The 15,672-nt window shown below is 46.7% G+C and carries 15 protein-coding genes; 3 read left to right on the forward strand and 12 right to left on the reverse strand.

What is annotated here, in order from left to right; genetic code table 11:
* The coding region (locus tag AKL11_RS24460; RefSeq protein WP_172807245.1) for a transposase at positions 1-373 on the forward strand (373 nt) is incomplete at its 5' end.
* A 420-nt stretch (positions 374-793) separates the two neighbouring features.
* Here AKL11_RS24460 and AKL11_RS05710 read toward each other — a convergent pair.
* Positions 794-1,669 carry a hypothetical protein gene (locus tag AKL11_RS05710; RefSeq protein WP_067515650.1) on the reverse strand — a complete coding sequence of 292 codons (876 nt, stop codon included), beginning with the start codon at positions 1,667-1,669 and terminating at the stop codon, positions 794-796.
* Positions 1,670-1,901: 232 nt separating this feature from the next.
* Between AKL11_RS05710 and trmB the strand changes: the two genes are divergently transcribed.
* The gene (gene trmB, locus AKL11_RS05720) at positions 1,902-2,633 is read left to right on the forward strand and encodes a tRNA (guanosine(46)-N7)-methyltransferase TrmB (protein ID WP_067515652.1); all 732 of its coding nucleotides are present in this window, start codon (positions 1,902-1,904) and stop codon (positions 2,631-2,633) included.
* A 12-nt stretch (positions 2,634-2,645) separates the two neighbouring features.
* Here the strand turns inward: trmB and hemW are convergent, their stop codons facing one another.
* The 6 genes from hemW to AKL11_RS05750 form a co-directional block, all read right to left on the reverse strand.
* Positions 2,646-3,797 (reverse strand): radical SAM family heme chaperone HemW, encoded by a 1,152-nt coding sequence (gene hemW / locus AKL11_RS05725; protein ID WP_067515982.1) that lies wholly within the window; start codon positions 3,795-3,797, stop codon positions 2,646-2,648.
* A gap of 28 nt (positions 3,798-3,825) precedes the next feature.
* Entirely contained in the window at positions 3,826-4,449 is a 624-nt protein-coding gene (locus AKL11_RS05730; protein WP_067515653.1) for an XTP/dITP diphosphatase, read from the reverse strand.
* Between the two features lie 24 nt (positions 4,450-4,473).
* The gene (locus tag AKL11_RS05735) at positions 4,474-4,956 is read right to left on the reverse strand and encodes a DUF4426 domain-containing protein (protein ID WP_095210211.1); all 483 of its coding nucleotides are present in this window, start codon (positions 4,954-4,956) and stop codon (positions 4,474-4,476) included.
* Positions 4,956-5,567: a methionine biosynthesis protein MetW gene (gene metW, locus AKL11_RS05740; protein ID WP_067515654.1), complete on the reverse strand. Its 612-nt coding sequence runs from the start codon at positions 5,565-5,567 to the stop codon at positions 4,956-4,958. The genes AKL11_RS05735 and metW overlap by 1 nt, the downstream gene beginning before the upstream one ends.
* Entirely contained in the window at positions 5,564-6,709 is a 1,146-nt protein-coding gene (metX, locus tag AKL11_RS05745) for a homoserine O-succinyltransferase MetX (protein ID WP_067515655.1), read from the reverse strand. The genes metW and metX overlap by 4 nt, the downstream gene beginning before the upstream one ends.
* 122 nt (positions 6,710-6,831) lie before the next feature.
* A complete protein-coding gene (locus AKL11_RS05750) occupies positions 6,832-7,053 on the reverse strand; it encodes a hypothetical protein (protein WP_067515656.1) in 222 nt (73 codons plus the stop codon).
* Positions 7,054-7,388: 335 nt separating this feature from the next.
* Between AKL11_RS05750 and AKL11_RS05755 the strand changes: the two genes are divergently transcribed.
* Positions 7,389-7,625 carry a cell division protein ZapB gene (locus AKL11_RS05755; RefSeq protein WP_067515657.1) on the forward strand — a complete coding sequence of 79 codons (237 nt, stop codon included), beginning with the start codon at positions 7,389-7,391 and terminating at the stop codon, positions 7,623-7,625.
* Positions 7,626-7,670: 45 nt separating this feature from the next.
* Here AKL11_RS05755 and AKL11_RS05760 read toward each other — a convergent pair whose 3' ends face one another.
* From AKL11_RS05760 to AKL11_RS05780, 5 genes are all read right to left on the reverse strand, one after another.
* A complete protein-coding gene (locus AKL11_RS05760) occupies positions 7,671-9,584 on the reverse strand; it encodes an ATP-binding cassette domain-containing protein (RefSeq protein ID WP_067515984.1) in 1,914 nt (637 codons plus the stop codon).
* A gap of 113 nt (positions 9,585-9,697) precedes the next feature.
* Positions 9,698-10,297, reverse strand: a complete 600-nt coding sequence (locus AKL11_RS25035; RefSeq protein WP_067515658.1) for a hypothetical protein — start codon at positions 10,295-10,297, stop codon at positions 9,698-9,700.
* 356 nt (positions 10,298-10,653) lie between these two features.
* On the reverse strand, positions 10,654-11,121 hold the full coding sequence (locus AKL11_RS05770; protein WP_067515659.1) for an Rsd/AlgQ family anti-sigma factor: 468 nt from the start codon (positions 11,119-11,121) through the stop codon (positions 10,654-10,656).
* A gap of 322 nt (positions 11,122-11,443) precedes the next feature.
* On the reverse strand, positions 11,444-13,018 hold the full coding sequence (gene gshA, locus AKL11_RS05775; protein WP_095210212.1) for a glutamate--cysteine ligase: 1,575 nt from the start codon (positions 13,016-13,018) through the stop codon (positions 11,444-11,446).
* Positions 13,019-13,267: 249 nt separating this feature from the next.
* Entirely contained in the window at positions 13,268-15,610 is a 2,343-nt protein-coding gene (locus tag AKL11_RS05780) for a Tex family protein (protein WP_067515661.1), read from the reverse strand.
* Positions 15,611-15,672: the final 62 nt, after the last annotated feature.

A 15,672-nucleotide genomic window follows, 5' to 3' on the forward strand; every position in this document is an offset into this window, starting at 1 on the left:
GTTAATAACGAACCCGAACAGCAAAGCCAAACGAAAAAGTTATCGAGCCAGTAAAGATGTCTGCAGGGAGTGCTCTTACCGCTCGAGGTGCAGTGGTTCAAAAAAGGAGGCGGGCAGAGTTATCCGTACGGATAAGTTCGAGGCCATACGCCAAGCCATGAACAAGAAAATGGAAACCACTGAAGCAAAGGCAATATACGCACATCGTAAAGTCATCGCTGAGCCACCGTTTGGTCAGATAAAAAATTCTGGTTTCAAGAGCTTTAGTCTGAGAGGTAAAGAGAAAGTAGCGGCAGAGTTTTCGCTGGTATGTTCGGCGCATAACATGAAAAAAAATGGTGAAAGTAGCATCAACGGGGTTAATCCGTCTTGATGATTTGAAAAAGGTTAAAAATGCAGCATAAATGCCTTAAAAAGGCCTGAATATGAGTAAAGTGGAAAATTAAGGTCTAAATGCTGATCATTATTTGAGCGCTTTCAGGTTGAGCTGGTTTTAGGAGAGCTAACCGGGCTATTCTCGGTCAGCCTCCTAGGGGGCGTGTCGTTTATTCTTGGCTGGCTGATGCTGGTCATTTTTAGTGTGACTCATTATTCCAATGACTAATACAAATGGCGCTTTTAAATTTTGTGCGAACAAGTTATTTTGGACAACTGGGCAATACCCATAGGGCATAAAAGCGAAGAGACGAGTCATAACCATAGTTATGGCGAGGAACTTCAACACAGATCCAGTTAGCTAAAATGGCTGCACAGCCCATAATTTAAAAGCAGAGTTGGTTATAAGGCAGCCCTTTCAGAGCTGCCTTAATTCCGGTTTAGCTGTCATACCGTGAATAGTCAGATCATGGGCGTTCCAGATCTCAAATAGTTTGCCAGAATGCTCTACTAATACGGGCATCATACTCACAGTAAGGTCTTCTGCGTAGCGACAACCCGCCTCTGAATATATGTTCACGACTGTTACATTGGGAACCGTCATCGTATCGACCTGATAACTGTCTACTGCCAGTAGTTCACTTTGCCCAGTTGCCGGATTGGTGACACTGGCCATTCCACTTTGTGGCACGGTAGTTGTTACCTGTTTGGTACCACCTTCATGCAAATAGGCGGTACATGTCTTCCCAAAGACTAACCCCCAACGGGATACATGAATAAACTGACCTGACTTTTGCCCGGCTTCATAAGAACCTCTTTGCTCACCGGAAGGGTTATCAAACCTGTAACCATATTGACGGTAAGACTCTGTTTGTTCAAAAGACTGGCCAGCCAATTGAACTGAGGTAATAAAGTACTTGGACTCTGTCAGATGAAATGGGTTGAGTGGATAAGGGTGCACATAACGCAGCACCACAGGCTGATCGAATGGCACAGATTGAAGTTGGTCGTAAACAAACTGGTCATAAGTTGAGACTTTTAACGTTTCAGAAGGATAGTGTTTACCATTAGCACTATGATTTGCTCCAACCTGAATCGTCATTTCTTTTGTGGAAAAGAGTAGCCCTCGGGTAACCACATCCCCTTTATGGCCAACTAGCACGCCGCTTCCCCAATACCCACGAGGAGTCGACGATACCGGAGCTCCGAACACTGTTTGTGTCATCAAGCCTGAGTAGATAATTGTGCTGGCAGCCACTCGAATCAATAAACCTGGATTTAAACTACTGAACATAACTTTCGTCCTATTTTATGAAATTTCGAGGATCGAAGACAGTCATTGCTCTGACAGTTTTTGATCTTGAAAATTCAAAAAAATATTGCATTTTTTGGGAGGAAAACCTTACGGGCACAGCTTTCACAACCGCTCCCACAATGAACAACAGCGACTTTTACCCGTTAAGAAATTTGCATTTTGAAGAGTGGGCAGTATCTTACGCGGTTATTTCCACAGATTCAGAACCCCAATGAACGATATCACTAAGTCAGTTGATGATGCTGAGAACCCACATGATACCAACCCCCACCAACGCCGGATAAAAAGTTTTGTCTTACGCGCAGGTCGTATGACTACAGGCCAACAGCGTGGTTGGGATGAGTGTTGGCCTAACTGGGGTCTGTCTCTGGAAAGCGGCACTGAAGGTTTCCTGAATGCTTTTCCGGAACAGGCACCACGGGTTCTGGAAATCGGTTATGGCATGGGCCACTCTCTAGTGACCATGGCTTCTCAGGAGAGCGATAAACACTTTATTGGTATTGAAGTGCATCGCCCCGGTGTTGGCAGTCTGCTGAATGAAGCGCGACTGGCAGACATTAACAACCTTCGTAGCTATTGTGATGATGCCGTTGAAGTGCTTAAGCAATGTGTGCCCGATGGCAGCCTGTCTCGAGTGCAGATTTACTTCCCGGACCCATGGCACAAAAAGCGTCATAACAAGCGTCGTCTGATTCAGCCGGAGTTTATCCAGATGATTCGTCCAAAGCTGGCGATTGGTGGCGTTGTTCATCTAGCAACAGATTGGGAAAATTACGCCGAACAAATGCTGGAAGTGATGAACGCTGCAGAAGGCTATGAAAACCAGGATAAAGAAAATGGCTATTCACCACGCCCGGATTTCCGCCCGCTGACTAAGTTTGAAAAACGTGGTCAGCGTTTAGGCCATGGTGTTTGGGATTTGCTGTTCACTCGCCTTAGCTAAACAAGTGGAGAGTTAAGTAAATAGCTCCAGAAGGTCGTTTAGAAACAACCTGCCCGTTGGGGTGGGTTGCAGGCGACCTTGCTCAAGCGGCTCTAATAAACCCTTTTGCTGAGCCAATGCTAACGACGCTGTGATACTATCCAGATTCTCACCAGTTCTTGCTCTGTACAAACCCTGCTCAACACCGTGATTCAATCGCAGCACATTCATCATGAACTCGATAGGCAACTCATCAACCGCCAATATTCGCCGCCCTGTTTCAAAGGCTTGCTGCTCATCACTTGCCGCTAAGTAATCTGCCGGCATTCGGGTTTTCCAGTTACGAATGATCTGGCCTGTGGATAAATCGGTCAGTTTGCCATGGGCTCCGGCACCAATCCCCATGTAATCCCCAAACTGCCAATAGTTCAGATTGTGCCTTGAACGTTTGTCAGCCTGACTGTATGCCGATATCTCATACTGTTCAAAACCCGCTGAAGCCAGTAGTTTCTGCCCTGCCTCCTGAATATCCCATAATGTGTCGTCTGGTGGGAGCACAGGTGTTTTTGAGTAGAAGACTGTGTTTGGTTCGATGGTCAGCTGATACCAAGAAATATGTGCAGGTTTCAGCTCAATGGCCCGCTGAAGATCATGGAGCGCGTCATCAAGAGATTGATTGGGCAAGCCATGCATCAAATCAATATTGATATTGGTGAAGCCGCTTTCAATGATGGACTTGATGGCCTGATACGCTTCTGCAGCACTGTGGATTCGGCCAAGCTTTTGCAGTTTTTCATCCTGAAAACTTTGAACACCGAGAGAGATTCGGTTCACCCCCGCATCGATATACGACTGGAAACGATCATGTTCATAGGTGCCAGGATTGGCTTCCATGGTGATTTCAATGTCATCAGTAAAGCTGACATGCTTCTGTAAGCCATCAAACAGCCTCTGGTACGCTTTTCCTGATAATAGGCTAGGCGTTCCACCTCCAATAAAAATCGAGTGTATAGCGCGCCCCTGAACCTGTGACAGCTCATTCTGGAAATCATGCAACAGTGCGCTGATATACGCGTCCTCCGGAATGTCGCCATTCAAACGGTGGGAGTTGAAATCACAATAAGGGCACTTCTTCACGCACCAGGGTACGTGAATATAAAGACTGAGAGGAGGAAGGGTTAACATAAAGTCCATCACCGAGGCGTTTGCAGCCTCAGTTGTTCAGCTCCTTCAGGCTACTGATCAGCGTTTGCAAAGCCTGAGCACGGTGGCTTAATTGGTTTTTAACTTCTGATGGTAATTCAGCGGCAGTTTTGTGTTCTGTGGGCACCATAAACAACGGATCATAACCAAAGCCGTGATCACCCAGCGCTTCTTCAATAACAAAACCTTCCCACTTGCCGTGTGCAACGATGGGCGTTGGGTCATGCTCGTGACGAAGGTAAACCAGCACACAATGGAAACGCGCTGTTCGCTCTGCCGACTTAACACCGGCAAGCTTTTGCAGCAGTTTCTGGTTGTTGTCCGCATCAGAAGCATCTAACCCTGCATAGCGCGCAGAGTAAATGCCAGGCTCGCCATTCAGGTAATCCACCTCAAGCCCGGAATCATCAGCAATCACTGACAGGCCGGAGATCTTTGCTGCATAGCGCGCTTTCAGAATGGCGTTTTCCACGAACGTCAGCCCAGTTTCTTCTGCTTCAGGCAACGTCATCCCGATGCCAAACTCACTTTGAGGCTGCATCTGGATATGAAGCGGTTCCAGAAGTCGCTGGAATTCTGCCAGCTTGCCCTTGTTACCACTGGCAAGCACGACCTGGCGAATATCCCTGACCATAGTATCTCTCTATTCTAAAAAGCTTTACTGATAAAACGTCTGTTCAAAGCGCAGTGTCTCGCTTTTCAGACTGTCTTGGGGCATAACATCAATGACGAATTTTAGCAGTTCTTTATCCGAAAATTTGAAGTCAGCCAGATAATAAACAGCGCCGCCGTCTTTCACTTCCGAAAATTCCAACCCCTTTTTCTGAGTCAGTAAATTCATTGAGTGCCCAGCAATGGTTCCGGTCACGGCTTTACCAAGTTCGCCTTCTGACACGTCACGAATGGCAATATTCACAATGCCATAACGCTCACCACGGCGGAGATTATACTGATCAGCCACATCCGGGGTAATAAACGTGCTATTAAACGCACTGAAGTACACTTCATAGTTGCCGAACCTTTCTGGCTCGTTATCCAGAGCCCGAGCGGCTGGAATGTTATCATTTGCCTTTGCAAGGCTGGTCAGTAATGCAAAGACAATAAATATCCCTGCTTGCTTCAATTGTTTGGTTAATGCCATTACGAATCCCCCTCCGCCATCGTCAAATGATAAATGGCTACTTCTCCCATCAGGTTTGGCCAGACATTGGCAAACACGCCATTTTGATATGACTGATCCACGACCATTCGGTTCAATACCCGATAATTCTTTTCCCGGCACAACGCTTCGAAGTCCCGAAAGGTACAAAAGTGTATATTAGGTGTGTCGTACCAGGTGTAAGGCATGTACTTGGATACTGGCATCCGACCGTTAGCGGCCAAATGTACACGACAGCGCCAGTGACCAAAGTTCGGAAAGGTAACAATACACTGCCGTCCAACTCTCAACATTTCTTCCAAAACAAGATGCGGAAAGTGCATTACCTGCAGCGCCTGAGTCATAATCACGGTATCGAAACTGCCCGTTTTGAAATTCCCCAGCCCGCGATCCAGGTTCTGCTCTACAACGTTTACTCCTTTATCAATGCAGGCTTCAATGTCCTGCGAATTGATTTCAAGGCCGTAACCCGTCACCTGCTTTTCTTTTTGCAGTTCATACAACAACTGACCATCACCACAAGCCAGATCAAGCACCCGACTTGTTGGTGCAACCCATTTGCGGATGATGTCCAGATCTCCACGAGTCGTCATTGGCAATCCTCCGCCACGCGATTCATATAAGCCGCTAATCCTCTGGTGTATCTTGGAATATCCATCAAGAAGGCATCGTGCCCCTGTGGTGCATCCACTTCCAGATAGGTGACGCATCTGTCCGCTTCCATCAGCGCATCGACAATTTCTCTCGAACGCTCCGGTGAAAAACGCCAGTCGGTGGAAAACGACGCCAGAAAAAATTTAGCGGATGCATTGCCAAGCGCCTTTGGAAGGCTGTCGCCAAACTCTGCGGCAGGATCAAAATAATCCAGCGCCCGAGTCATTAACAGGTAAGTATTGGCATCAAACATTTCTGAAAAACTTTCACCCTGATAACGAAGATAACTCTCTATCTGAAAATCCACGTTATAGTCATAGCTCAGGCTGTCGTTTTTCATTTCCCGCCCAAACTTGGCACCCATGGCATCGTCAGACAGATAGGTGATGTGCCCGACCATCCGAGCCAAACCAAGCCCTTTGCGGGGAATCGTGTTTTCTTCGAGGTAACGCCCATTTAAAAACTGTTCATCAGACATAATCGCCTGACGAGCCACTTCGTTAAAAGCAATATTCTGAGCTGACAACCGAGCCGCTGACGCAATGATAACGGCGTGGCGTAATCTTTCTGGATAGGTAATAGACCATTGCAGCGCCTGCATACCACCGAGGCTGCCACCGACGACAGCTGCCCACTGATCAATACCTAAATAGTCTGCCAGCATAGCCTGACTGCTCACCCAGTCACTCACCGTAACTACCGGAAAATCAGGGCCGTAGGCTTTACCCGTTTTTGGGTTCTCACTGGTGGGCCCGGTACTGCCATGACACCCACCCAGATTATTCAGAGCAACCACAAAGAATCGATTGGTATCGATGGGTTTTCCCGGGCCAATGCAGTTATCCCACCAGCCGGGTTTGCGCTCTTCCATGGAGTGATAGCCCGCGACGTGATGATGGCCGCTCAGCGCATGGCAAATCAGAATCGCATTGGAGTGGGACTCATTCAGCTGACCATAGGTTTCGATCATCAGCTGGAATCCGTCCAGCACTTCACCGCACTCGAGAGCCAGAGGTTGATCAAACCAGATTGCTTTCGGCTCGACCAACCCGACTGAGTCAGAAGGGATTACTTCAGGCATTGCTTTATCAGGCTTTTTATTAGTGACCAAAACGCCCCCTCTAGCGCCAAAAGCGGCAGAGGAAACTGAAAGAAAGCAATGGGAGTGTATCCGCTAATTGATTGATTGTCAGCTCGATTGAGCTACCTGGTTGTTGGCGCTTCTAATGCCAGCTCTGTAAGCGCCAGAACATGATTCAGAAAACACCCTTCAACTTGCCGCGAACAAAAATGCAGGTGTTGTGTATGAATATAATCATCCACACTCTGCCGATTCATCAGGGATACATAAAATGCTCTCAGTGCTTCATCTTCTACATTCAGATCAGAAATAATTCTGGCACAGGGCTGTGTATTTTCGTTCATTTAAAACTCCCGAAGCCTGATGCTTCTGGGTACTGCTTTGTTCCTTGCAGAGGGCTCGGAATACGATATCCAAAATTCTCAAAAGCAGGCTCGAAATAGATATAAGACGCTGACTAACTATTTAAAAGCCAGTCAGCGCTGAACTTCCAGACAGTGTACTTATTCATTTACGGATAAATACACAAAACAAATAGAGTATAGTCAGGCTTTTCTGAGTTATTCTTATTTAAACTACTTTCGGACAGCCACACTGATACAATCAGTGCTATCGTAACTATCCGCAATAGTGCAAACTATTCAATCATCTTTCACTGTTTTTCGGTGTCATTGTCGTTATGTCTATTGAATCTCTTGGTCAGCTGGAATCAAGGCTGCAAAACCTGATAGATAAATTGGAACTGTCCAGAATGGAAGTCGAAGACCTCCGCTCTGCCAATTCCCGTCTTGAGGAAGAAAACACGCAGCTGAAACAGGAGCTGTCCGCTTGGGGCGATCGTGTTTCTGCACTGCTTGGCAAGCTTGATGTGGTTTCTGAAGAAGAAACAAATCAGGAAGAAGAAGCAGTCGCCTGATATCAGGGGCATTCAGCCCCTGAAACTCTTTTCTTAAGAAATGATTCAACCCATTTCGGCGGATTCCAATTCTTCCAGCGCTTCCATCCAGGCTTCTTCTATCTCGACCATCTGACACTTGATATCAGCTTGTCGACCCAGTAAATCTTTTAACTGATCTTTGGCGGATTCCTCATACAACGATGAATCTGATAATGATGCTTCAACTTCCTCCAATGAAACCTGAAGACCTTCAAGCTGTTTTTCCAGCTTTTCGGCTTTTTGCCTTAGCGGACGTAAAGCCTGACGTCTTTCTGCCTCCTGTCGCTTAGCATCTTTTCTTTGCTGAGCAGAACTGGACGACACCCCCTTTTCTTCGGTTCTGGCTGCACGGGATTCGTTCTTTTCCCGAGTTCGTAGCTGAACTAGCCACTGGCTGTAATCTTCCAGATCACCTTCGTAACTTTCCATACGACCATCATGCACAAGATAGAGCTCATCCGTCGTACTGCGAATCAGGTTTCTGTCGTGAGACACCAGAATCATTGCGCCTTCGAAAGACTGCAACGCCATAGTCAGTGCCAGGCGCATGTCCAGATCAAGATGGTTAGTTGGCTCGTCCAGCAACAACAAGTTAGGTTTCTGCCAGCCAATAATAGCCAATGCAAGACGGGCTTTTTCTCCACCCGAAAACCCTTGAATCACTTCAACGGCTTTATCACCGTGAAAACCAAAACCTCCCAGGAAGTTTCGTAATTCCTGCTCCCGGGCATTGGGCGACAATCGTTGCAAATGCAGAAGAGGAGTTGCCTGAAAATCGAGGCTTTCTAACTGATGCTGCGCAAAGTAACCAACACTTAAATGTTCTCCCTGATGCACTTCACCTGCGAGCAGAGGCAACTCTCCAGCCAGAGAGCGAATCAAGGTGGATTTACCCGCGCCATTTGCCCCAAGTAACCCAATGCGGCTACCGGGCTGGATATTCATACTCAACTGCAGCAGCGTCTTTTCACCGTACCCTAGCTGAGCCTTATCCAGAACCAGCAACGGAGACGACATTTTGTCCGACTCAGGGAACGAGAAAGAAAACGGTGAATCGACATGTGCGGCAGAGATTTCTTCCAACTTTGACAGTGCTTTCAATCGGCTTTGGGCTTGTTTGGCTTTGGACGCCTTGGCACGAAAACGCTCAACAAATTTCTCCATATGAGCACGTACTTTCTGCTGTTTCTCGAAAACGGCCTGCTGCTGTTCCAGCCTTTGAGCACGCAGTGTTTCAAATGCAGAATAATTGCCTCGATATTGGTTCAGCGTCTTTTGTTCAATATGCAAGGTGTGATCTGTTGTCTCATCCAGAAAATCACGGTCGTGCGAAATAATCAGTAAAGTTCCGGAGTAACGCTTTAAAAAGCTTTCCAGCCAGACAATCGCATCGAGATCCAAGTGGTTAGTCGGTTCATCCAGCAACATAATATCGGATGGACTCATCAGGGTTTTTGCCAGATTCAGTCGCATTCGCCAGCCACCGGAAAAATCACTGACGCTTTTATTCAACACATCATGATTGAACCCAAGTCCATGCAACAGCTGCTCGGCACGTGATCGAGCTGTATAGCCATCGGCTCTCAATAATTGCTCATGCAAATCGGCCAGTTTGTCGTGGGCACCGGATGTTTCGGCATCGGCTATTTTCTGCTCGATTCGACGCAACTCTGTGTCACCATCAAGAACATAGTCCACCGAATTTCTGCCCAGGGCTTCTATTTCCTGAGCCATATGAGCCAGTCCCCGACCTTTATCAAAGTGGAGATCGCCTTTATCCGGCTGCAAATCGCCCGTCAGCAATGCGAGCAGACTGGATTTTCCACACCCATTCGCTCCAACCAGCCCAACATGCTGGCCAGAATGGATAGTAACGGAAGCATCCTCCAGCAAGAGTTTGCCGGATCTTAATAGGCTGATTGAGTTTAATGTGATCATGCCGGGCATTATATTGGGGAAGAGACAGATTACGAACTGTTTTGGCGGGGTTTATTTCAGACATTAAAAAAGGGGGATCAAAATCCCCCTTTAGCGTAGAGCATCCAACTTGATTACTTCTTCTTGGCAACACTTCTGGCCGGAGCCTTTCTCTTAGGAGCTGCTTTACGAGCTGGCGCCTTTTTCTTAGCGGTTGCCTTACGAGAAGGAGCCTTCTTAGCAGCCGCCTTACGAGCAGGTGCTTTTTTCTTGGCTGCAGGCTTTCTCTTAGCCGCTACTTTTTTCTTGGCAACTTTCTTTTTAGCTACTGGCTTTTTCTTAACTACTTTTTTCTTAGCCGTAGCCTTCTTCTTAGTAGCTACCTTCTTTTTAGCAACAGTCTTTCTTTTAGATGCTGTTTTTTTGACGGCAGCTTTTTTAGCAGTGGTTTTCTTTTTAGCAGTGGCTTTTTTCTTGGCAGCAGCTTTTTTCTTAGCTTCTGCTTTCTTTGCCGCATCTGCTTTCTTTTTAGCACTGGCTTTTGCTTTCTTCAGCGCTTCACGCGCTTTTTCCAGCTTTTTCTTCAGTGCATCAACTTCTTTTTCCCACTTCTTAACCATGTCGACTTTTCTAACAGTCTTCTTGGCTGTGGTATTTTTCTTTGCTGTTGCCTTTTTAGCAGGTGCCTTCCTGGCAGTGCTTTTTTTGGCTGCAGTCTTCCTTGTTGCAGGCATGGGTCGTCCCTCGTTCTGAATTATCCAATCTACTAGTAGTTAGTACATCGTTATAAAAACCGAGCAATTTATACCCAGCTTTAATTCCAACATAGAGTGCTTATTCGTCATCTGCAAATTTTTTTTTAGTAATTAAAGTGTTTTTTTACGCGAAATGATTAATTCAGGAAGGAGTAAGATCGCATACAAATTCATTGTTAATAGAAAAACACTTTATTTAAAGTATATTCTTAACAGCGATAGAAGAGGCAGTAGAAAAAACTCAACAAGAAAAATATTTAATGAAAAATCAAAAAAATAAACAAAGCCACAGGCATTTTTACCATGCAGCTTGTTAAAAATGCGCTTAAAGCACTTTAACCAGACAGTTTTTCTCTGTGAGGCTCATGCAATATCTCTATCATGTTATCTTCCAGGCTGAACCGCTCTTCCAATGCTTCTCCAAGTTCTGAAACGGATTCCTGAAGCCTTTGAAGGGAACTGATAGACTCGCAGCTATCATTAAAGCTCAAACACTTCGAGGTATTTTCTTCTAATCTGGGAATGATATCGAGAACAAACTCACCACTTTTATCTTTATGCTCCAGCGCTTCCTGAATCAGCTGCTCATACACTTCAAAGTGCCCCGCAGAAACATAATCCACCAGAATCTGACACAGTTCTTTTAATTTGTTTGCTACCGGTCGGTTGTCATCATCAAATTGATCCATTCCATTTATGGAACAGTAGAGCACAATCAACTCCTGTCGTTCGCTGAGCCAGCGATCAATAATTTCTGATACTCCTCCCCAGCGTTCTTTTGCCGTTTGGCAACCCTTCAGCATGATAAACAGTTCCTCTTAACAGTTAGATCTCTTCTGCGTGAACGGGACCACTTAAGTACCTTTAGTAGGTATTTAAAGTGCTAGGTTATGACACTGGATTTTTTGCGGCAAGGGTTTATTTTTCTCACCATATAAAAAAAACAATTGCAAGTTTTGCGCAATCTGCATGTTTGCTAAGGAATAGGGCTTATTAGTCTCTGGCAAATTATATTTAATTATTAAAACAGCAGGCTTTAATGATAAAACAGTATTTTAATAGACTGGAAATCCTTTTCCTGATCTACAGATAAGCCATTACCACTTACGTTCAATTCAATGAACGTTAAACTTCCGAAGCCATATATTCCTTAAGGAATTCATCAAAGCTTCTGTCATCACTACTTTCTCTGACTAATTGGTCTTCAATGGATCGCCCTGCAATCTCTTCGAAGTAGCTTGTACGTTCAGCGCTCAATTTTTCACTGTAGGTGATATCGGCGTGCTGTTTAGATAAAGAGAGCATGAACTCCAAATACCCCATATCCCCAGACTGTAATGCACTCAGCACCTTTGCAGATGGCGTTAAGGATACATCCTCAAGCTTCGTCTGTTCTCCATAGATACTGGCTGCAAACAATGAACTCTCATTGGCTTCATCCAACAATTGAGCGATAGGCAACATCTCTTCCAATAGCTGGGTTCCCCATTTTTTCATGGAGAGCATCTGACCGGCATTTTGAAGTTCCAAATCTGGACGACGACCTTCCAGCACAACGCGCTTAAAGTTACCCGTAATTTCCATGCATTCCGCTTCAAGAATCGGCTTACTAGGTTGGAGCGCACAATAAAGAAGGAAGACATCAAGAAAGTGCGCGTCTTGCTCACTCAATCCAAGAGGTTCAAACGGGTTGATATCCAGACAACGCACTTCAATATACTCAACACCTTCATTACGAAGAGCGGTAACCGGCTTTTCACCGGAACGAGTAACCCGCTTAGGGCGAATATTGCTGTAATACTCGTTTTCAATCTGCAACACATTGGTGTTCAGTTGTAGATACTTATCACCCGACTTCAAGCCAATCGTTTCATAAGGCGGATAAGGCGTGCGGATGGCTTTGGTCAGACAATCAACGTATTCATCCAGCGTGTTATAGCAAATGCTTAAGGATGACTGCGCATCATTGCTATAACCCATATCACTCATACGGAGTGAGGTTGCGTACGGAAGATACAGAGCGTCATCGTCCAGTGCTTCCAACCCGGACTTTTCAACGCCCTCAGCATCATCAGCAAAAAAGCTTCTGTGCACGACAGGTGAGGCACCAAACAGATACATTAATAGCCAAGAGTAACGGCGGAAGTTTCGAATCATGCCGAAATAACCAACGGACACACGATCCGCGTCTTCAACATCTTCGCCTATCACGTCCCAGAACGCTTCAGGCAGTGAAAAGTTATAGTGTATACCCGCGATAGTCTGCATCGGCTTACCATAGCGATGCCACAAACCTTCCCGGTACACGCTTTTCATGGTGCCAATATTGGAACTGCCATATTGGGCGATAGGAATATTCTCATCACCTTCCAACAAGGGCGGCATACTGCCAGGCCAAAGCAACTCACCATCAATATTTTGCCAGGTGAATTGATGTAATTGCTGCAAGAAAGTCAGAGTATCATCTACGCGACAATGTACAGGGGTTATAAACTCAAGCAGTGCTTCGGAGTAATCGGTGGTGATGTAAGGATGGGTCAGCGCCCTGCCAAGGGATTCATTATGAGAGGTTTTGGCAAGACGTCCATTAGACGTGACTCTGAGACATTCCCGTTCAATCCCGTGACAAATACCACGAAGCATCGAATTATTAGCATGGGACCGGAGCAGCTCCAGACGATCCTGATAATCAGTAGCCAATGTAAAAATCCAATAATTAGGTCAAGTATCAGTGCGATAATTCCGGGGAGGAGCACGACACCTGAAAGCAGTAATCAGTTTAGTCTTTGATCACGTTCTTTAAAGAAGTAATGATAACAGCGCCACCCTATAAAATCTTTTACTTCCTACGATCCAATACAAAGAACCCGCTTAGCAGAAAGCCAGACACATCATGCATCTGGCTTTCTGTTATTGGTAGCAACTGTCGTTTATATGACCTTCAAGCCATCACTTACGCAACTGCTTTGCATTTGCGAAGATATCCGCAAGAGTTCCACCGGAGTCTTGCTGTTTCTTACCACGGCCAGCAGGCTGACTTGCACCTTGCGGTTTACGCCCTGCAGATTTATCGGACTGAGCCTTACGAGGTTGCTGACGAGCTTCTGCAACTTGCTCAGCTTTATCAGACATTCTCATAGTCAGACCAATACGCTTACGCGGCACATCCACTTCCATCACTTTTACTTTGACAATGTCGCCTGCTTTCACCACCTCGGCAGGGTCTTTGACAAAGCTTTCAGACAGCGCAGAGATGTGCACCAGACCATCTTGATGCACGCCCACATCAACAAACGCACCGAAGTTGGTAACGTTGGTCACGACACCTTCAAGCTCCATGTTTAGCTTGAGGTGACGAATGTCTTCGATACCGTCTTTAAACTCAGCCGCTTTGAAGTCAGGACGTGGGTCACGGCCTGGTTTGTCCAGTTCAGCGATGATGTCGGTAACCGTTGGAACACCGAAGGTTTCATCGGTGAAGTCCGCAGCGTTCAACGTTCTCAGGAAAGCCGAGTCACCAATCAAACCACGAACGTCACGTTGTGAATTTCCGGCGATTCGTTCAACCAGCGGATACGCTTCCGGGTGAACGGAAGAACTGTCCAGTGGGTTTTCGCCATTCATCACCCGCAGGAAGCCCGCAGCCTGTTCGAAGGTTTTCTCACCGAAGCGGGTCACTTTCTTCAGATCTTTACGGCTTTTGAACGTACCGTTTGCATCACGATACGCAACAATGTTGTCAGCCAGTGTGCGGTTCAAACCGGATACTCGAGCCAGCAATGGGCTGGAGGCGGTATTCAAATCAACACCAACGGCGTTTACACAATCCTCAACCACCGCTTCCAAAGAGCGCGACAGATTCGTTTGGCTAACATCGTGCTGATACTGACCAACACCAATGGCTTTTGGTTCAATCTTCACCAGCTCCGCCAGCGGATCTTGCAGACGACGGGCGATGGATACTGCGCCACGAATAGAAACATCCAAATCCGGGAATTCACGGGAAGCCAGTTCAGAAGCGGAGTAAACCGACGCACCTGCTTCGCTGACTACAATTTTGGTGAGATTCAGTTTTGGATAGCTGCGCATCAATTCAGCCGCTAGACGATCTGTTTCACGGGAAGCAGTGCCATTACCAATACTTACTAGCTCTACCTGATGGGTCAAACACAGTGTTGCCAGTGTACCCAGCGCTTCTTTCCACTTCTTCTGTGGTGCGTGTGGATAAATTGTCGTGTATTCCACCAACTTGCCGGTGCCATCCACAACGGCGACTTTTACGCCAGTTCTCAAACCTGGGTCTAAACCAAGTGTTGGGCGCAAACCAGCCGGTGCCGCCAACATCAAGTCTTTCAGGTTTTTAGCGAAGACTTTGATGGCTTCTTCTTCAGAGTTTTCGCGAATGCGGGTCATCAGCTCGGTTTCAAGCTGAGACAGTAACTTCACTCGCCATGTCCAGCGAACCACATCTTTTAGCCAATCGTCACCCGCACGGCCTTTGTGTTCCACTTTCCAGAAATCCGCAACCAGCTTCTCACAAGGGTGAGTAGCGCGGCGATCTTCCGGCTCATCAGCCAGTTTAATGCTGGCCTGAAGCACGCCTTCGTTGCGACCACGGAAAATCGCCAGAGCGCGGTGAGAAGGTACACGCTTCAGTGCTTCGTCGTGTTCAAAGTAGTCGCGGAATTTCGCGCCTTCTTCTTCCTTGCCTTCAACACCACGGCTGCTAAGAATGCCATCGCTCCAGAGCAGGTCACGGAGCTTGCCAAGCAGCTCAGCGTTTTCACTGAAGCGTTCCATCAGAATGTAGCGAGCGCCTTCCAGTGCCGCCTTCACATCGGCAACGCCTTTCTCTGCATCAACAAATGCAGCAGCTTCTGCTTCAGGGTCTTTTTCAGGCGTATCGAACAGCATGTCTGCCAAAGGCTCCAAACCTGCCTCACGGGCAATCTGAGCCTTGGTCCGACGCTTAGGCTTGTAAGGCAGATAAAGATCTTCAAGACGGGTTTTGGTGTCAGCGGAACGAATGTCCTTTTCTAACTCAGGGGTTAGCTTTTCCTGCTCAATAATACTTTTAAGAATGGTTTCGCGACGGTCTTCAAGCTCACGAAGGTAACGAAGACGTTCTTCCAGCGTTCTCAGCTGAGTATCGTCCAGACCGCCAGTGACCTCTTTACGATAACGGGCAATAAAAGGAACCGTGGACCCATCATCCAAAAGTTGTACCGCACTGGTGACCTGTTCAGGTCTCGCACCTAACTCTTCCGCAATACGCTGAGAGATACTCTCCATTAAATCACACTCATTACCAGTGAAAACGGTCAATTATAACGAAGCCTGCACACCTTGGAAGC

Source organism: Endozoicomonas ascidiicola (genome assembly GCF_001646945.1).
GTDB classification, from domain to species: Bacteria; Pseudomonadota; Gammaproteobacteria; order Pseudomonadales; family Endozoicomonadaceae; genus Endozoicomonas; species Endozoicomonas ascidiicola.